The 17224-nt window shown below is 74.0% G+C and carries 16 protein-coding genes; 9 read left to right on the top strand and 7 right to left on the bottom strand.

From position 1 onward, the window contains the following. Positions 1-20: 20 nt before the first annotated feature. The 3 genes from IE170_RS27490 (at position 21) to IE170_RS27480 (ending at position 2979) form a co-directional block, all read left to right on the top strand. A complete protein-coding gene (locus IE170_RS27490; RefSeq protein ID WP_189812152.1) occupies positions 21-1277 on the top strand; it encodes a cation:proton antiporter domain-containing protein in 1257 nt (418 codons plus the stop codon). Between the two features lie 119 nt (positions 1278-1396). Then, positions 1397-1807 carry a YciI family protein gene (locus IE170_RS27485; protein WP_189812189.1) on the top strand — a complete coding sequence of 137 codons (411 nt, stop codon included), beginning with the start codon at positions 1397-1399 and terminating at the stop codon, positions 1805-1807. An 8-nt stretch (positions 1808-1815) separates the two neighbouring features. Continuing rightward, entirely contained in the window at positions 1816-2979 is a 1164-nt protein-coding gene (locus tag IE170_RS27480; protein ID WP_189812151.1) for an RNA polymerase sigma factor, read from the top strand. On the opposite strand, the gene IE170_RS27475 is transcribed toward IE170_RS27480, so the two are convergent. Next, complete coding sequence (locus IE170_RS27475; protein WP_189812150.1) at positions 2976-3398, bottom strand: hypothetical protein; 423 nt, start codon at positions 3396-3398, stop codon at positions 2976-2978. The genes IE170_RS27480 and IE170_RS27475 overlap by 4 nt on opposite strands. Positions 3399-3527: 129 nt before the next feature. Between IE170_RS27475 and IE170_RS27470 the strand changes: the two genes are divergently transcribed. Beyond that, positions 3528-3752 carry a hypervirulence associated TUDOR domain-containing protein gene (locus IE170_RS27470; RefSeq protein WP_189812149.1) on the top strand — a complete coding sequence of 75 codons (225 nt, stop codon included), beginning with the start codon at positions 3528-3530 and terminating at the stop codon, positions 3750-3752. A 27-nt stretch (positions 3753-3779) separates the two neighbouring features. Here IE170_RS27470 and IE170_RS27465 read toward each other — a convergent pair whose 3' ends face one another. Next, entirely contained in the window at positions 3780-4265 is a 486-nt protein-coding gene (locus IE170_RS27465) for an MSMEG_6728 family protein (protein ID WP_189812148.1), read from the bottom strand. Between the two features lie 5 nt (positions 4266-4270). Continuing rightward, positions 4271-4885 (bottom strand): hypothetical protein, encoded by a 615-nt coding sequence (locus IE170_RS27460; protein WP_189812147.1) that lies wholly within the window; start codon positions 4883-4885, stop codon positions 4271-4273. A 102-nt stretch (positions 4886-4987) separates the two neighbouring features. On the opposite strand from IE170_RS27460, the gene IE170_RS27455 reads away from it, so the two are divergent. Further along, a complete protein-coding gene (locus IE170_RS27455) occupies positions 4988-5785 on the top strand; it encodes a VOC family protein (protein ID WP_189812146.1) in 798 nt (265 codons plus the stop codon). Here the strand turns inward: IE170_RS27455 and IE170_RS27450 are convergent. Next, positions 5766-6206, bottom strand: coding sequence for a VOC family protein (locus IE170_RS27450; RefSeq protein ID WP_189812145.1), 441 nt, complete (start codon positions 6204-6206; stop codon positions 5766-5768). The genes IE170_RS27455 and IE170_RS27450 overlap by 20 nt on opposite strands. 165 nt (positions 6207-6371) lie before the next feature. On the opposite strand from IE170_RS27450, the gene IE170_RS27445 reads away from it, so the two are divergent. Together IE170_RS27445 and IE170_RS27440 are read left to right on the top strand one after the other, a co-directional pair. Continuing rightward, positions 6372-7049, top strand: a complete 678-nt coding sequence (locus IE170_RS27445; RefSeq protein WP_189812144.1) for a macro domain-containing protein — start codon at positions 6372-6374, stop codon at positions 7047-7049. 55 nt (positions 7050-7104) lie between these two features. Next, positions 7105-8718: an ADP-ribosyltransferase domain-containing protein gene (locus tag IE170_RS27440; RefSeq protein ID WP_189812143.1), complete on the top strand. Its 1614-nt coding sequence runs from the start codon at positions 7105-7107 to the stop codon at positions 8716-8718. Positions 8719-8830: 112 nt separating this feature from the next. Here IE170_RS27440 and IE170_RS27435 read toward each other — a convergent pair whose 3' ends face one another. The 3 genes from IE170_RS27435 to IE170_RS27425 form a co-directional block, all read right to left on the bottom strand. Continuing rightward, positions 8831-9028 carry a hypothetical protein gene (locus IE170_RS27435; protein ID WP_189812142.1) on the bottom strand — a complete coding sequence of 66 codons (198 nt, stop codon included), beginning with the start codon at positions 9026-9028 and terminating at the stop codon, positions 8831-8833. Between the two features lie 154 nt (positions 9029-9182). After that, entirely contained in the window at positions 9183-9818 is a 636-nt protein-coding gene (locus IE170_RS27430; protein WP_189812141.1) for a hypothetical protein, read from the bottom strand. A gap of 140 nt (positions 9819-9958) precedes the next feature. Next, entirely contained in the window at positions 9959-10255 is a 297-nt protein-coding gene (locus tag IE170_RS27425; protein WP_229885218.1) for a WhiB family transcriptional regulator, read from the bottom strand. Positions 10256-10521: 266 nt separating this feature from the next. On the opposite strand from IE170_RS27425, the gene IE170_RS27420 reads away from it, so the two are divergent. Next, entirely contained in the window at positions 10522-14559 is a 4038-nt protein-coding gene (locus IE170_RS27420; RefSeq protein WP_189812140.1) for a HAMP domain-containing hybrid sensor histidine kinase/response regulator, read from the top strand. 46 nt (positions 14560-14605) lie between these two features. Then, positions 14606-17128, top strand: a complete 2523-nt coding sequence (locus IE170_RS27415) for a SpoIIE family protein phosphatase (protein ID WP_229885217.1) — start codon at positions 14606-14608, stop codon at positions 17126-17128. The last annotated feature ends 96 nt before the right edge of the window (positions 17129-17224 follow it).

Genomic DNA, 17224 nt, shown 5'->3' with positions numbered 1-17224 from the left:
CGGAGGGCGGGCTCGAAAGGATGACGCTTTCCGACGCCGTGTACCTCGCCATGGGGGTCGGCGCGCTCGGCGCGGCCGTCGTGCCGCGGCTGGTCTTCCGGCGGCCGCTTTCCATGCCGATGGTGTTCATGGCCGCCGGCGTGCTGGTCGGGCTGCTGCCGCTGCCCGTGCCCGTGGTGGATCCCGTCCGGGACCGGCTGTGGGTGGAGCATGCGACCGAGCTGTGCGTCATCGTCTCCCTCATGGGCGCGGGCCTCGCCCTGAACAGGCCGGTCGGGCTGCGGCGCTGGGCCGGACCGTGGCGGCTCGTCGGGATCGCCCTGCCGCTGACCGTCGCCGCGGTCTGCGCGATCGCCGTCCCCCTGCTCCGGTGGCCGCTCGCCGCGGCGCTGCTCCTGGCCGCCGTCCTCTCGCCGACGGACCCGGTGCTCGCCGCGGAGGTGCGGGTCGGGGAGCCGACGGACGAGGAGGACGACGAGGACGAGGTGCGGTTCTCGCTGACCGGGGAGGCCGGCCTGAACGACGGGCTCGCCTTCCCCTTCGTCCTCGCGGCCCTGGCGCTCGCCTCCGCCGGCGGCGGCGCCGGCTGGATCGGGCGGTGGGCCCTCGTCGACGTGCTCGCCATGACCGCCGTCGGTGTCGCGGTCGGCGTGGTGACGGGGCGGCTGCTGGGGATGATGTTCTTCCGGGCGCGGCCGTCGGCGCTGCGGCTCTCCGAGCACATGGAGGGCTTCGTCGCGCTCGGCGCGACCTTCGTGGCGTACGGGGCGGCCGAGCTCCTGCACGGCTACGGCTTCCTCGCCGTGTTCGTCACCGCCTGCACGATCCGGGCCGCCGAGCGCAGCCACGGCTACCACAAGGTGCTCCACGAGTTCACCGAGCAGATCGAGCGGCTGCTGACCGTCTTCCTGCTGTTCCTCCTCGGCGGCTACCTGGCGGCCTCGGGCCTGCCCCACCTGACCTGGCAGGGGGCCCTCCTCGCCGTACTGCTCGTCCTGGCGGTCCGGCCCCTCGTCGGCTGGGTGAGCCTGTGGGGGCACGGGGCCGGGCCGCGGGAACGCCTCACTGCGTCGTTCTTCGGCATCCGCGGCATCGGCTCGCTGTTCTACCTGGCCTACGCCCTGGGGCAGACCACCCGCTTCGACGCGCTCGCGCCGCAGCTGTGGTCCGTGGTCGCCTTCACGGTGCTGCTGTCCGTCCTCCTGCACGGCGCGGCCGCCACGCCCGCCATCCGCCGCCTGGACAGGCTCCGCCGGGACTCCCCCGCACCGCCGTGACGGCGGCAGCCGGCGTACACGGAAAAAAGATGCGGCGGAGGTGTCGAGAAGCCGCGTCCGGCTCCGTCCCCGGTACGAACGCGGCCACAATGGGCCGCACGAGCTCCCGGGAGACCACGATGGCCAAGTACCTGCTGCTGAAGCACTACCGAGGCGCCCCCGCCGCCGTGAACGACGTGCCGATGGACCAGTGGACGCCGGAGGAGGTCTCGGCGCACATCCGGTACATGAACGACTTCGCGGCCCGGCTGGAGAAGACCGGCGAGTTCGTCGACGGCCAGGCCCTCGCACCCGAGGGGGCCTGGGTCCGCTACGACGGCGAGGGCCGCCCGCCCGTCACCGACGGGCCGTTCGCCGAGACGAAGGACCTCATCGCCGGCTGGATGATCATCGACGTGGACGGCTACGACCGCGCCGTCGAGCTGGCCGGCGAGCTGTCGGCGGCGCCCGGGGCGGGCGGCCGGCCGATCCACGAGTGGCTGGAGGTCCGCCCGTTCCTGACCGCGAAGCCCGCCGTCACGGGGGAGTGACCCCGCCCATGGACGAGGCCCTGCTGCGCAGCCTCACCCCGGGCGTCCTCACGGCCCTCGTCCGCCGCGGAGCCGACTTCGCGGCGGCCGAGGACGCCGTACAGGACGCGCTGGTCGAGGCGCTGCGCGTCTGGCCGGCCGATCCCCCGCGGGACGCGAAGGGCTGGCTGACCACCGTGGCCTGGCGGAAATTCCTCGACGCGGCCCGCTCCGACTCCGCCCGCCGCCGGCGCGAGGACCGCGCCGGTGAGGAGCCGGCGCCCGGGCCGGCGCCGGCGGCGGACGACACGCTGCAGCTGTACTTCCTGTGCGCGCACCCGTCGCTGACTCCGTCGTCGGCCGTCGCGCTCACGCTGCGCGCCGTCGGCGGGCTGACGACCCGGCAGATCGCCCGCGCCTACCTGGTGCCCGAGGCGACCATGGCGCAGCGGATCAGCCGGGCCAAGCGCACCGTCTCGGGGGTGCGCCTCGACCGGCCCGGTGACGTCGCCACCGTGCTGCGCGTCCTCTACCTCGTCTTCAACGAGGGCTACTCCGGGGACGTCGACCTCGCCGCCGAGGCCATCCGGCTCACCCGGCAGCTCTCCGCGTACACCGACCACCCGGAGGCGGCCGGGCTGCTCGCCCTCATGCTGCTCCACCACGCCCGGCGGGCCGCCCGGACCGCGCCCGACGGCAGCCTGGTGCCGCTCGCCGAGCAGGACCGCGGCCGGTGGGACACCGCGCTGATCGCCGAGGGCACCGGGATCCTGCAGGCGGCCCTCGCCCGGGACCGGCTCGGCGAGTACCAGGCGCAGGCGGCCGTCGCGGCGCTCCACGCCGATGCGCGGACCGCCGCGGAGACCGACTGGGTGCAGATCGTCGAGTGGTACGACGAGCTGGTACGGCTGACCGACAGCCCGGTCGCCCTGCTCAACCGGGCGGTGGCCGTCGGGGAGGCGGACGGGCCCCGCGCCGGCCTGGCCGCGCTCGCCTCGGTGGACGACTCGCTGCCCCGCCACACGGCGGTGGCGGCCTACCTCCACGAGCGTGACGGCGACCTGGCGGGCGCGGCCCGCCTGTACGCGGAGGCGGCCCGCAAGGCCCCCAACCTGGCCGAACGCAACCACCTGAACCGCCGGGCCGCCCGCCTCAACACCCGGCTGCGCAAGACGGGGGGCCGGCCGGACTAGTGGTATGCCAGCCGATGGAAGCGCTGGTCCGGGTTCCCGGGGCGGTGGCCCAGGCTTGCGAGTTCCTTGGTCGCGGCGGCGGCCCCCTCCGTGTCACCGGTGGTGTGCAGGAGTTCGCGGTACGCGTCCAGGGCCGCCGCGAGCAGCTCCAGGCGCTCCGGTTCGAGCGCGTGTATGCGCCGGGCGGCCTCCAGGGACTCGGCGCGCAGGGCGAGCGCGATGCGGGTGTCGTGGGCGAACTCCTGGCGGCTGTAGTCGTACAGCGCGATCGACAGTCGGGGCAGGTACGCGAGCGGGGTGACCTCGGCGAGGAGCCGGTAGGCCTCGACCTGCTGCCGGATCGGCAGGGTCCCCGACCCCAGGAGTGCCACCCGGGCTCGCAGCACTGCGTCGTGGTTCGTGTTCGCCGTGTGATTCATGACGGTGATTCTGAAAGCCGGACAGGGGTCCGAACAAGGGCAGACGACTGTGCCTTCCGTCCTACGAAAACCGCCTCTGACCTGTCATGATGGAACCGTCTTCACCCCTGCGCGCCGGAGGGACACCTCATGGGCAAGGACCGGAAGGATCTCCGCGAGGGCGACCGGGTCAGCTGGCAGAGCCACGGGGAGACCGTCCCCGGAACCGTGCGCCGGAAGATCACCGAGCGGTCGCGGGCGGCCGGCCGCACCGTCGCCGCCTCCGCGGAGGAGCCGCAGTACGAGGTCGAGAGCGACAAGAGCGGGCGCACCGCGGTGCACAAGCCGGGAGCGCTGAAGAAGCGCCGCGGCTGACCCGGGGAGCAGCCCCGGGGCGGCCGCTCAGGGCCCGTCGCAGGTGTCGGCGGCGCGGTCCGAGTCGGGCCATACGTAGGGCAGGTCGTCGGGTACCCCCGGGAAGCGGTCGCGGTAGAACTCGGGGGCCTTGCGGACCAGCGCGGACTGGTGGCTGCGGTGGAATGCCGGGTCTCCGAGCCAGGGCGGCAGCTCACCCGCCTCGGCGAGCCGCCGCTGCTCGCGCACCGCGCTGCCGGGGAGCCGGCTGCGGAAGTCGGCCAGCATCGTGGCGGCGCAGGTGTCGATGCGGCCCTCGGCGGTCCAGACCCCGCACACGTCCAGCCCGTAACGGACGAGGGCCTCCTCGTAGCCCGCCCACATGCGGACCGCGGGATGACGGCGCCAGCCGTAGCCGGGGACGGTGAGGCCGCGGAGCACCTGCAGGGCCTCCACCCTCTGCTTGCCGAGGCGCCTCGGGTCCAGGGCCGCGGCGGACTCGGCGAATCCGGGGTACGGGAGGAAGGTCTGCACGGACGCTATCCGTTCGCCGGTGTTTCGATGGTGGAGACGACGCGTACGAGCGCCGGTGTGGCCGGAGCCGAGCCGAAACCGAAGCGCACCGGGGGCAGGACGGGCCGCAGCGGCCCGAGGTCCGCGCCGTCGAGGGCAGCGCCGGCGCCGGTGATGCGGCGCATGTCGCAGGCCGCGTACCACTGGCGGTGGCCGGGGCGCGCGCTGCCGCGGGTGCGGACGCCCGGCAGCAGGCGGGCGGGCGCGGCGGCCAGCGCGGCCCAGGCAGGGCGGCGTGCGAGCGGCCGGGGGACGGTGCGCAGCGCCAGGCCCAGCGGGCCGCGCCGGCCGACGGAGAACCAGAGGGCCAGGGGGCCGGCGGCGACCTCCCAGCGGGCGCCGTCCACACGCACCCCGACGGGGGCGGTGCGGACCTCGTCGAAGCGGTAGACGCCCGCGATGTACGCCGCGGTGGGGGCGGTGGGGGCGAGCAGGGTCCGCCGACCGCCGGCGTCCTCCAGCATCACGTCGCTGAACGGCCCGAACGGGGAGGCCGGCCAGTGGCCGAGGACCACGCGGGTGCCGGACGCCGTTCCGAGGGCGGCGATCCATCCGTCGAACACCAGCCGTTCACGTCCCACCTCCGGCGGGTACCCCGGCGGGCCCGGCCCATGCGGTCGGGGGGCGGGGCCGGGCGGCGGGTGTCAGGCTGGGCTCGTCAGCGACCTGAGGAAGGGCACGCCATGATCACCACTGACTTCGTCCCCGGCTCCCCCTGCTGGATCGACCTCGGCAGCCCGGACGTCCGCGCCGCCGCGGCGTTCTACGGCGCCGTGCTGGGGTGGGAGTACGAGTCCATGGGCGAGGGCGAGGACATGGAGGGCGGGGTGCTGCGCAAGGACGGCCGGATCGTCGCCGGCCTGGGCAAACTGACGGAGGAGGGTGCCCGGTCGGCCTGGATGGTCTACTACTGCGTGGGCGACGCGGACACCGCCGCCGAGGCCGTCCGGCAGGCCGGGGGAACCGTACGGGTGCCACCGCGCGACCTGGACGAGTGGGGGCGGATGGCGCAGTTCAGCGACCCGCTGGGCGGCCAGTTCGCGGTCTGGCAGCCGGGGACCAACGCGGGTGTGGAGCTGGTGGACGAGCCCGGCTCGCTGTCGTGGACCGAGCTGTACACCAGCGACGTCGAGGCCGCGAAGGAGTTCTACGGCGGGGTCCTGGGCTGGCGGTTCGGGGCGATGGAGACGCCGGGCGGCGGGGGCTCGTACTGGCTGATCACCCCGGCGGGGCAGCCCGACGAGCGGATGCACGGCGGGATGGTGGAGCTGCCCGCGGAGCAGCTCTCCACGGCCGGCGGGCGGCCGTACTGGCACCCGGTGTTCGCCGTCGCCGACTGCGACGCGGCGGTGGCGGCGGTCACCGCGAACGGCGGCAGCCTGCAGATGGGGCCCGAGGACGCCGAGGGTGTCGGCCGTTTGGCCGTCTGCCTCGACCCGGCGGGGGCGGACTTCGTCGTGCTCACTCCGGCGGGGCGCTGACCCGGCCGCTGCCGGACGGGTCCTGGCGGCCCTCGGCCGGCGGGTCCGCCGCCATGAGGGCGAACGAGTGGCCCGCCGGGTCGCTGAGGAGGCGGACCGGCCGGAAGCCGTCCTCCGTGCCGGTCGCCACGGGGCGGGCCCCCAGGGAGACGGCCTCCCGCTCGGCCTCGTCGAGGTCGGCGGCCGCGACCCGGATGCGCAGGTGCGCCTGGAGCGAGCCCTCCGGCCGGGGCCAGCTCGGCGGGGCGAAGCCCAGGTCGCGGCGGCACGCCACCGTGACGCCGTCCGGGCCCGCCACCTCCACCTCGTCGGGGCCGGGGCCGGGCCGGACCTCGCCGCCCAGCAGTGCGGCGTAGAACCGCGCCAGGCCCTCGGGTTCGGCGCAGTCCAGGGCGAGTACGGGTGTCTTCTGCACGGTCATGGCCCGCGTGTGCCCGCGCGGCGCGGATGCACACGCGGGTGCGCGGACCGAGCACCGCCGCGGTCGTGTGACGGCCGTTCACCGGGGCTTTGGCGAGGGCCCGTTGTCAGTGGTCGAAGGTAGTTTCGAGGGAGTTCGAAGGGCCGTCCTCCCGAAGGAGCGATCATGACCGTCAACCGTGTGCAGCCCCGGCTCAGGGTGGTGCTGACCGATCTCAACGCGCAGGTGGTGCAGGCGTGGCGGGCGGCGTTCGCGGACACCCCGGAGATCGAGATCCGCCGGGGCTCGATCCTCGACGAGGACGTCGACGCCTGGGTCACCCCGACCAACTCCCGCGGCCGGATGGACGGCGGGGTCGACGCCGTCATCAAGCGGCACCTCGGCGCCGGGATCCAGCTGCGCGTGCAGCGGGCCATCCGGGACGGCTTCGCGGGGAGCCTGCCCGTCGGGAGCGCGGTCTGCGTGCCGTCGGGGGCGCAGACGCCGCGGTTCCTGATCTCCACGCCCACGATGGAGCAGTCCTCGCAGGACGTCGGCCACACGCTGAACGTGGCCCTCGCCTGCGCGGCCGCGTTCCAGGCGGTCCACCGGCAGAACCGGGTCAGTCCGGGCAGCATCCGGTCGGTGGCGCTCGTCGGGATGGGCGCACAGACGGGCCGGGTCCCGGCGCAGGTGTGCGCCAACCTGATGTGGACCGGCTACACGCTCTTCAACGACCACTGCTTCGACTCCTATGACGACCTGCGCAGCACCGTCGTCGGGCAGCTCACCGACATCGACAGCGCCCCCGCCACGACGCGGGTGCGGATCGTGCCGCCGGCGCGGCCTGGATTTCGCCACTGACACAGACACCCCCGCCGTTTCCCCGTCCGGTACGACCCCTGGGAGCCCCTCCCCCATGAGCGACACCAACGCCCCGGCCCCGGCCGACCCGAACGACCCGCTGGGGCTCACCGAGCTGTTCACGGGCGGCGGTGAGCCGTGGCTTCCGCTGCTGAAGCCCGTCATCGAGGCGCAGCCGGAGGCCGCGTCGTACATCGGGAAGGGCCGCAGCCAGGAGATCGTGCCCGTCCGCGAGCTGACCTTCCAGGCGCTCAAGCCGCATCCGCCGCACAAGTGGAAGGTGGTCGTCTTCGGGCAGAACCCGTACCCGCGGCCCGAGAGCGCCACCGGCATCGCCATGTTCGACAACACCTTCCACGACTGGAAGGACAGCCAGTTCGGCAGGGTCGTCAGCATCCGCTGCATCATCAAGGCGGCGGCGATGTGGAAGTACGGGATCGGGAAGAAGACGCCGATCGCCGACGTGCGGGCGCTGCTGGAGGAGAAGGACACCGTCCAGCCGCCGGAGTGGTTCCAGGCGATGCTGACGCAGGGCGTGCTGCTGCTGAACGCGTCGATGACCGCCAGCAGCGACGGGGCGAAGCCGACCGACCGGCACACCGCCTTCTGGCGTCCGGTCGCCGAGCGGATCGTCGAGGAGATCCTCAAGGCCAAGCAGGACGCCGACGAGGAGGACCGCGGCGTCGTGTTCGCGTGGTGGGGCGCCCATGCGCGGGCGCTGAAGCGGGTCGTCATGCGGCTGCAGAAGAAGTACCCGGGCGTGGACGTCCGGCACATCGACCACCCCAACCCGGCCGCCCAGGGCGACGTCTTCTGCGAGGGCGACCACTTCGCCGTGGTGAACGAGGCGCTGGCGTCGCTGGGCGCCGAGCCGGTCGACTGGCTGCCGAGCAAGGGGTGGAACGAGGGCGCGCCGGGCGGCGGGAAGGACGACGGCACCGCCGCGCGGATGGGGGCGTTCATCGCCTCCACGATGGAGCTGCACCAGCTGTACCTGGAGCGGCTCGCGAGCGTCAAGGACGAGGGGCTCGTCCTCCCGCCGGTCACGGGCGTGTTCGACACGCCGCTCATGGAGTTCCAGGACGCCGTGGGCTCCCTCGCCTCCCTGCTGCCGAACCTCGACCGGCACGTGAAGGAGTCGTACGAGTTCGGCAAGCGGCGGGCCGACGAGGCGCCCGGCGGGCTGGGCGCCGACGCGATAGCCGCCCTGTACCTGTACACCTGCCCGTCGGCCTTCTACCGCGAGATCAACGCCGCGCTGCGCTCCCCGGACCGCGCCAGGGTGGCGCCGTACCTGCCGTACCTGCGGCTGCTGTTCTCGGCGGTGTCCGGCCTGCCGGCCCGTACGGAGCCGCTGTGGCGGGGCGTGCCACTGGACCTGCGCGGGCAGTATCCGCTGGGCCGGACGGTGACCTGGTGGGGCGTGTCCTCGTGCACGTCTGAGCCGGGCGTGGCGCGGGCGTTCCTCGGCAGCCGCGGCAAGCGCACGCTGTTCGAGGTGACGCCGGCCCGCGCGGTGGGCATCCGCAACTTCTCGGCGTTCACCGGCGAGGAGGAGTACATCCTCGCACCGGGCACGCAGCTGAAGGTGACGTCCGTGAGAGCGGACCGCGGCGGCCTGTGCACGGTGAAGCTGACGGAGCTGGCAGAGCAGGCGCTCGTGTCCTGAGCAGCGCCGCACGGCCGCCCCGGCCGGAGTCCGGCGGGCCGCCGGACTCCGGCCGGGCGGCGAAGAGGCAGGCGGCGGCGCCGAGGCCGACGACGAATGCCGCCGGGTTGACCTAGCCGGGGACGTGCAACAGGCCCCAGGCGTATACCGCAACGGCGGCCGCCGCCTGGAGGAGGCCGTCGGCGCGCAGCCGGGCCCGCCCGCCGGCCCGGCGCAGCCCGCCGGCACGGGCGAGCACGCCGACCGCGCGGCGCGCGTACACGAAGGGGAGGACCAGCCCGGCCGGGACGGGGAGCAGCAGGAACGCCATCGGCCGGCGGCATCGTGATCCCGCTGTGCCTGCTGCGCCTGCTGTGCCTGCTGAGTCGGAGGCCACACTTCCGGCCGGTTCATGCACCGGGTCAGGGTGGCCGCCGGTCCGGCCGGTGGGCGGGCAGGGGGCCGCTGACCCGCCGCCGAGGCCGTCAGTCGGATGTCGGGGGCGGGGTGGTGGGGAAGCGGAGGCTTGCGGCCATGCGGGCCTGGGTCTGGCCCAGGGGGTTGGCATCCGCGGCGGGGCCGAAGGTGATGATCTGGACCAGGTGGTCGCCTTCGGCGATGAGGCGGATGAAGCCGGCGATGCCGTCCGGGCCGGGGACCTCGGAGACCAGGCGGGCGTCGAGGACCTGGCGGCCCTCCAGGGTGGTCTCCTTGATGTCCTTGGCGTCCAGGGGCTCGTCCGAGAGGGCGTTGTACGACTCGAGGAAGCCGTCGAGGAACTCGCGGAGGGTGTTCCGCCAGCCCGGGACGTCGTGAACGGTGAAGCCGGCGCCGCCGCCGCCGGGGAGGTCCACCCGGTACGTCCGGGCCGCGACGGCCTCCCCCTCGTCCACGGGGACGGACGTCTCCTCGGGCTTGGCACGGCCGGGGAGCTCCGCGGAGATGCGGCTGGGGGCGTCCTCCGTCCGCACCCATTGCGTGCTCGGCGTGGGAGCCGCCGGGGCGACGGCTGAGGCCGGTGGCGGTGGGGCTGCCGCGGCCGCCGGGAGCACGCCCCCGGCGGACAGGGCGGCGGCCGTGGACAGGGCGAGCAGGCTGTGGATCAGCGTACGTCGTGGCATGCGTCACTCCCCCTTTGCGCGGTGGCCGCGTCGGGCAGGGGCTCCCCCGCTCTGCGGCCGGAGGCCGCCGCGTTCATGGTCACGCCGCCGGGAGCGGCCTGCAACCGGGCCCGGCGCCCCCGGCCCGCCCGCCCGTCCGGTCAGGCCGGCGGGTGCGGTGCGGCTGCCAGCAGTACGAGCCGCTCGTCCGCCGTCAGCCCGCCCCGCACCCCGTACGGGATGCGCGCGGCGAGGGCGTGGCGACGGCACGGTATCCGCACGGGGCAGCCGCCGCAGACGGCCTTCGCGGCCTCCTCGCGGGCCCGCGCGACCGTGGCCGGCTCGTGGGCGACCCGGGCGAAGACGCCGCCCTCCGCACCCCGGCACGCCCCGTCCAGCGGCCGGTCGCGGCGCTGCTCGAACGATCCGGACAACGGCAGGGATGCGATCTCGGCCACGGGGCGGCTCCTTCCGGTGGAGGGCAGCCGCGATGGCCGCCCGGTGTTGCGCGTATCACCGGATCCGGAGCATCCATGCACGGCCACGCCTGGGAATTACGGCGTGATCCGGGGCTTTTACCATCCCATGGAGGGTGGGGTAGCCTCCGGTTCGGTACGGGCCCGCGCCCTGACCCCGCCCGGCCGAAGACGGCCGCCGGGCGGGCGGGACGCACAAGGATCGACAGCCGGCCACCGGCCCGGCGTTCTACGGAGGCGACGTTCTGATGGCTGGCGCGACACCGCCCGACGAGGGTGTGGACCTGCCCCAGGGATCCGGCACCGGGCCCGCCCAGGTGGGCGAGCCCGAGCTGCGGCTGCTCCTCGCGGGGCTCACCGCCGTACGCGACGGCGACTTCGGCATCCGCCTGCCCGCCGAGGCCGACGGCCTCCTCGGCGAGATCTCCACGGTCTTCAACGGCATGGTGGACCAGCTCTCCCTCTTCACCTCCGAGGTGACGCGCGTCGCACGCGAGGTCGGCACCGAGGGCCGGCTCGGCGGGCAGGCGCAGGTGCCGGGCGTGTCGGGCACGTGGGAGGACCTCACCGATTCCGTCAACGCGATGGCGGGAAACCTCACCACGCAGGTCCGCGACATCGCACAGGTCGCGACTGCCGTCGCGAAGGGCGACCTCTCCCAGAAGATCACCGTCGATGCGCGCGGCGAGATCCTGGAGCTGAAGGACACCGTCAACACGATGGTGGACCAGCTCAGTTCGTTCGCCGGCGAGGTGACGCGCGTCGCACGCGAGGTCGGCACCGAGGGCATCCTCGGCGGCCAGGCCGACGTCCAGGGCGTCTCGGGCACCTGGCGCGACCTGACCGACTCGGTGAACTTCATGGCCGGGAACCTGACCAGCCAGGTCAGGGCCATCGCACAGGTGGCGACGGCCGTCGCCGAGGGCGACCTGTCCCAGAAGATCACGGTGACGGCGCGCGGCGAGATCCTGGAGCTGAAGGACACCATCAACACGATGGTGGACCAGCTGTCGGCGTTCGCCGACGAGGTGACGCGCGTCGCACGCGAGGTCGGCACCGCCGGCAACCTGGGCGGCCAGGCCACCGTCCGCGGGGTGTCGGGCACGTGGAAGGACCTCACGGACAACGTCAACGTGATGGCCTCCAACCTGACCGGGCAGGTCCGCTCGATCGCCCAGGTGGCGACGGCGGTCGCCAAGGGCGACCTGTCGCAGAAGATCACCGTGGAGGCCAAGGGCGAGGTGGCGGCCCTCGCGGGCGTCATCAACACCATGGTCGACACCCTGTCCGCGTTCGCGGACGAGGTGACGCGCGTCGCACGCGAGGTCGGCACGGAGGGCATCCTCGGCGGCCAGGCGCGCGTGCCGAACGTGGCGGGGACCTGGAAGGACCTCACCGACAACGTCAACTTCATGGCGCACAACCTGACCAGCCAGGTGCGCAACATCGCCCAGGTCACGACGGCCGTCGCGAACGGCGACCTCACCCGGAAGATCGACGTCGACGCCCGCGGGGAGATCCTGGAGCTCAAGACCACCATCAACACGATGGTGGACCAGCTCAGCTCGTTCGCCGCCGAGGTGACGCGCGTCGCACGCGAGGTCGGCAGCGAGGGGCGGCTCGGCGGCCAGGCCGAGGTGGAGGGCGTCTCGGGCACGTGGAAGCGGCTCACCGAGAACGTGAACGAGCTGGCCGGGAACCTGACCCGCCAGGTCCGCGCCATCGCCGAGGTCACGAGCGCCGTCGCGGCGGGCGACCTGACCCGCTCCATCACCGTCGACGCCTCGGGCGAGGTCGCCGACCTCAAGGACAACATCAACTTCATGGTGGAGTCCCTGCGCGAGACCACCCGCGCCAACGAGGAGCAGGACTGGCTGAAGACCAACCTGGCCCGCATCTCCGCCCTGCTGCAGGGGCAGCGCGACCTGAAGCTCGTCGCCGAGTCGATCATGGACGAGCTGACGCCGCTGGTGTCGGCGCAGTGCGGCGCGTTCTACCTGGCCGAGGAGAGCCGGGAGGGCACGGTCCTGCAGCTCGTCGGCTCGTACGCCTTCCCCGACGGCTCCCGGCCGACGCGGTTCCGCCTCGGCGAGTCCTTCGTCGGGCAGGCCGCCCGCAGCAAGCGCCCGATCGCGGTCGACGCCCTCCCGGCGGGTTACCTCGCCGTGTCCTCGGGGCTCGGGCAGACGGAGGCGCTGTCGCTGGTGGTGCTGCCGATCGTGGTCGAGGGCCAGGTGCTCGGCGTGATCGAGCTGGCCTCGGTGCGGCCGTTCACGCAGGTCCACCGCGACTTCCTGAACCAGCTGATGGAGGCGATCGGGGTGAACGTCAACACGATCATCGCGAACGCCCGGACGGACGAGCTCCTCGGCGAGTCCCAGCGGCTGACGGCCGAACTGCAGGTCCGCTCGCAGGAGCTCCAGGCCCGGCAGGAGGAACTCCAAGCCTCCAACGCCGAGTTGGAGGAGAAGGCGGAGCTGCTCGCGGCGCAGAACCGCGACATCGAGACGAAGAACCTGGAGATCGAGCAGGCCCGCCAGGAGCTGGAGGAGCGGGCACACCAGCTGTCGCTGGCCTCCACGTACAAGTCGGAGTTCCTGGCCAACATGAGCCACGAGCTGCGCACTCCGCTGAACAGCCTGCTGATCCTGGCGCAGCTGCTGGCCCAGAACCCGACGCGGAACCTGACGGCCAAGCAGGTGGAGTACGCCGGCATCATCCACTCCGCGGGCTCCGACCTGCTCCAGCTGATCAACGACATCCTCGACCTGTCGAAGGTGGAGGCGGGGAAGATGGACCTCACCCCCGAGACGGTCTCCCTCGCCCGGCTGCTCGACTACGTCGAGGCGACCTTCCGGCCGATGACCGGCCAGAAGAGCCTGTCGTTCACCGTGCACACCTCCCCCGAGGTGCCGTCCGAACTGGTCACCGACGACTACCGGCTCCGCCAGATCCTGCGCAACCTGCTGTCGAACGCGGTGAAGTTCACCGAGCAGGGCAGCGTCGGGCTGCACATCGAGCCGGCCGACGAGGCGCGCATCCCGGAGATCGTGCGCCGCGGCGGCGGCCCCGTCCTCGCGTTCCACGTGACGGACACCGGCATCGGCATCGCCCCGCAGCACCTGGAGACCGTCTTCGGCGCCTTCCAGCAGGCCGACGGGACGACGAGCCGCAAGTACGGCGGGACGGGCCTCGGGCTGTCCATCAGCCGCGAGATCGCCTACCTCCTCGGCGGGGCGATCACAGCCGAGAGCACCCTGGGCAAGGGCAGCACCTTCACTCTCTACCTGCCGGTCGCGCAGCCCGACTTCGCGGTGGTCGCCGCGGCGGACGCGGGAGCCCCCCGGGAGCTGGAGAGCCGCCCGGAGCAGGACGCCCTGGAGGCGGGCCGGGCCGCGGCCGACCCCGCCTCCGCGCCGGCGCCGCTGCAGCCGCGCCGCCTCCTCGTGGTCGAGGCGCGCCCCAAGGGGCTGCTGTCGCTGGTCGCGGAGAACGCCGTCGGGGACCTGCCGCACCACGCGGACGCGGCGGGCCGCCGGGAGGTGGAGATCATCACCACGGTCGGTGCGCAGGAGGCTGCGGCCACCCTGGCCACCAGCCCCTGCCACTGCGTCGTCCTCGAACTGGACCTGCCCGACGGGGCGGCCGTCGGCCTGCTGGAGGAGATGGAGCGGGACCCGGCGCTGCAGGGCGTCCCGGTGCTGGCCCACAGCAGCCGGGGCACCGCGGCGCACGACGCCCGGCTGCTGCGGGAGCGGGGCGGCTCCGGCCTCCTCGAGCTGATCACGGGGCTGGACGAGCTGCGCGAGCGCATCGCCCTGCACATGGGCGCGGACCGGCCCGGCGACGTCCTGCCGCTCGCCCACCGTACGGACCCCGGCTCGCCCTGGGACCCCGAGGTCGACCCCTCGCTGGCCGGCCGTACGGCGCTCGTCGTGGACGACGACGACCGCAACCTGTACGCGATCACCGGGATCCTGGAACTGCACGGCATGCGGGTGCTCCAGGCGGAGAACGGCCGGGCCGCCCTGGACGCGCTCGGCACGCACCCGGGCATCGACGTCATCCTGATGGACGTGATGATGCCGGAGATGGACGGGTACGCCGCCACCTCCGCGATCCGCGCCATGCCCGAGCACAGCGGGCTGCCGATCATCGCCGTGACCGCCAAGGCCATGATCGGCGACCGGGAGAAGAGCATCGCCTCGGGCGCAAGCGACTACGTCACCAAGCCGGTCGACGCCGGCGAGCTGATCAGCCGGATCAAGCGGCACCTGGCTTCCTGACGCCGGGCCGGCCGACAGCAACCGAAGGACCGCGAGGAGACGAGCAGTGCACCACCCCCAGGACCCTCGAGACGGCACCGGCCTCGCCGGGACCTCGCCCGACCCCGGCGCGATCCGGATCGGGGCGCAGCGCGACAGCGCGCCGGCCGCCGTCTCCGCCCCGGCCCCCGCCGGGGCGGAGGCCGGGGAGCACGCCGTCGGCAGTGCCGTCGGCCGCCTGGCGACGACCGTCGAGAGGCTGCGGCGGGAACTGGAGCAGGCGCACGCGGACGCCGCCGGGCGGGCGCTCGTCGAGATGGCCGTCGGCGTGCTCGTCGAGCGGCTGCACTGCGGGCCCACCGAGGCCTCGGCGCAGCTGGCGGACCTCGCCGAGAAGGCCGGCGTCACGCAGCTCGTCCTCGCCGCGGACCTGGTCAACCAGGCGGCCTCGGACCGGATCTCGGCGATAGCCCGGGACTTCGTCACGACCTCGGCCGCGGCGCCGGCCGCGGACTCCGTCGGCGTGCGCCTGCGCAGCGCCGAGGCGCACGCCCTCGCCGAGAGGGACACCGAGGCGGTCGCCCGCTCGATGCTGGAGCACGCGCTGCGGCCCCTGGGCGCCGTCGCGGTCGCCGTGTGGGCCGCCCACCCCGACCAGTCCCTGTCGCTCGCCGGCAGCGCCGGGTTCGGCGCCGAGGAGGCCCACCGCTGGCGGCATGTCCCGCCGGGCGTGCCGACCCCGGCCCGCCGCGCCCTCGACCGGCGGGCCGCCGTCGCGTATCCGGCGCTCGCGGACGCCGGGCTGCCCTCCATCGGCCAGCACGCGATCGGCGGCGGCCGCCTCGCCGTCCCGGCGGGCATCGGCGGGCGCCTCACGGGCGTACTGGAGGTGTGCTGGAACGACCGGCTGCCCAAGCAGTCCCAGCCCCTCCAGCGGCAGTTCGAGGCGCTGGCCGAGCTGTGTGCCGCGACCCTGGAGACATGGGCGGACAGCGGCCGGCCCACGGGCCCCGAGCCCCACGATGCGCAGCTCGACGGGGTACGGGCCCTCGCCGACGGCCTGCTGGACCCCTGCCTGGTCCTGCAGATGTCGCCCGAAGGCGGCGAGGTGCCGCTGCAGTTCACGATCCGGCACGCCAATCCCGCGTTCGTGGACTTCGCCGGGCGGCCCACGAGCGCCATCGTCGGCTCGCGGCTGCTGGAGGCGTACCCGCTCGCCGCGGAGGCAGGCGGGCTGATGGAGGCCGCCGAGCACGTCTTCGTCACCGGGGAGCCCTTCCGCACCGGCGGCATGACGCTCTCCGCGATGGTCGACGGGGTGCCGCTGAGCACCCGCGCCAAGGTCAGCATCAGCCGGCACGGCAGCCACCTCATGGTGGTGTGGCGCCTCGACGACGGAACGCCGCGCGTCGCCCGGCTGCTCCAGCACGCCCAGCGGCTCGGCCGCATCGGCGGCTTCGAGGAGAACCTGCACACCCGGCAGATCGCCTGGAACGAGGCGGTGTACGAGCTGCACGGCCTGCCGCCCACCGCGCTGCCCATCCCCCTGGAGCAGCTCGCCGACCACGCCCATCCCGACGACCGGCACACCATCGGCCGCTTCCTGCGGACCCTGCTGCACCACCGGCGGCCGGCCTCGACGGCGTTCCGCCTCCTGCGCCCCGACGGCGTCGCCCGCCACATCCGGGTGGTCGCCGAGCCCGTCCACGACCCCGGCAGCCGGCTCAGCGTCGTCCGCGGCGCCTACCAGGACATCTCCGCCCAGCACTGGACCGAGGTGGCCCTGGCGGCCACCCGCGACCAGCTCGCGCAGACGGAGCAGGAGGCCGCCGAGCGCAGCCGCCTCGCCCGCCAGCTCCAGCAGGCCATCATGCCGCCGGTCCGCGGCCCTGTGCACCTGGACGACCTGCACGTCGCCGTCCGCTACCGGCCCGCCGAGAAGGACCACCTCGTCGGCGGCGACTGGTACGACACGCTCACCCTGCCGTCGGGGGAGGTCCTGCTGTGCGTGGGGGACGTGGCCGGGCACGGCATCGAGGCCGCGACGGGCATGGTGGCCCTGCGGAACGCCCTGCGCGGGCTCGCCGCCACGGGGGCCGGCCCCGCGCAGCTGCTGACGTGGCTCAACAGCATCACCCACCAGCTGACCGAGAACCTCACCGCCACCGCGGTGTGCGGGCTGTACGACCCGGCCACGCGGCGGCTGCGCTGGGCGCGCGCCGGCCACCTGCCGCCCGTCCTGCTGCGCGGCGGCCAGGCGGAGACGCTGCCGCAAATCGGCGGGATCCTCCTGGGCGTCCTGGACCAGGCCGACTACGAGGAGACCGAGATCCACCTGCACCCCGGCGACCTGCTCGTCCTGTACACGGACGGGCTGATCGAGCGCCGCGACCAGTCGCTGCAGGCGTCGCTGACCAATCTGATCTCGCTGTCGGAGAAGGCCGGCAGCGGGGAAGGCGGCCCCACGGACCTGGAGGCCCACCTGGACCACCTGCTGCGCTACAGCCGCGCGGACACCGACGACGACACGTGCCTCGTCGGGGTGTTCGTCCGGGAGCGGGAGGACGGCGAACGGCCGGACGCCCCGTGATGTTCACCTCTTCGCCGAATTTCCCGCCGCGGACGCGCATCGTTCGCCCGTTCGGGGGTATCCGGGGGCGGACCGCCCACCGTCCCGCCGGAGGAA

Source organism: Streptomyces toxytricini, assembly GCF_014649915.1.
Classification (GTDB): Bacteria; Actinomycetota; Actinomycetes; order Streptomycetales; family Streptomycetaceae; genus Streptomyces; species Streptomyces toxytricini.
This window is presented reverse-complemented; position numbering and strand designations above follow the sequence as displayed.

Excerpts from the sequence above, each read along its gene's own strand:
- IE170_RS27450 (WP_189812145.1), bottom strand. The coding sequence starts at position 6,206 with ATGACCGTGCAGAAGACACCCGTACTCGCCCTGGACTGCGCCGAACCC.
- IE170_RS27480 (WP_189812151.1), top strand. The coding sequence starts at position 1,816 with ATGGACGAGGCCCTGCTGCGCAGCCTCACCCCGGGCGTCCTCACGGCC.
- IE170_RS27475 (WP_189812150.1), bottom strand. The coding sequence starts at position 3,398 with ATGAATCACACGGCGAACACGAACCACGACGCAGTGCTGCGAGCCCGG.
- IE170_RS27445 (WP_189812144.1), top strand. The coding sequence starts at position 6,372 with ATGACCGTCAACCGTGTGCAGCCCCGGCTCAGGGTGGTGCTGACCGAT.
- IE170_RS27435 (WP_189812142.1), bottom strand. The coding sequence starts at position 9,028 with ATGGCGTTCCTGCTGCTCCCCGTCCCGGCCGGGCTGGTCCTCCCCTTC.
- IE170_RS27485 (WP_189812189.1), top strand. The coding sequence starts at position 1,397 with ATGGCCAAGTACCTGCTGCTGAAGCACTACCGAGGCGCCCCCGCCGCC.
- IE170_RS27430 (WP_189812141.1), bottom strand. The coding sequence starts at position 9,818 with ATGCCACGACGTACGCTGATCCACAGCCTGCTCGCCCTGTCCACGGCC.
- IE170_RS27470 (WP_189812149.1), top strand. The coding sequence starts at position 3,528 with ATGGGCAAGGACCGGAAGGATCTCCGCGAGGGCGACCGGGTCAGCTGG.
- IE170_RS27420 (WP_189812140.1), top strand. The coding sequence starts at position 10,522 with ATGGCTGGCGCGACACCGCCCGACGAGGGTGTGGACCTGCCCCAGGGA.
- IE170_RS27490 (WP_189812152.1), top strand. The coding sequence starts at position 21 with ATGACGCTTTCCGACGCCGTGTACCTCGCCATGGGGGTCGGCGCGCTC.
- IE170_RS27440 (WP_189812143.1), top strand. The coding sequence starts at position 7,105 with ATGAGCGACACCAACGCCCCGGCCCCGGCCGACCCGAACGACCCGCTG.
- IE170_RS27455 (WP_189812146.1), top strand. The coding sequence starts at position 4,988 with ATGATCACCACTGACTTCGTCCCCGGCTCCCCCTGCTGGATCGACCTC.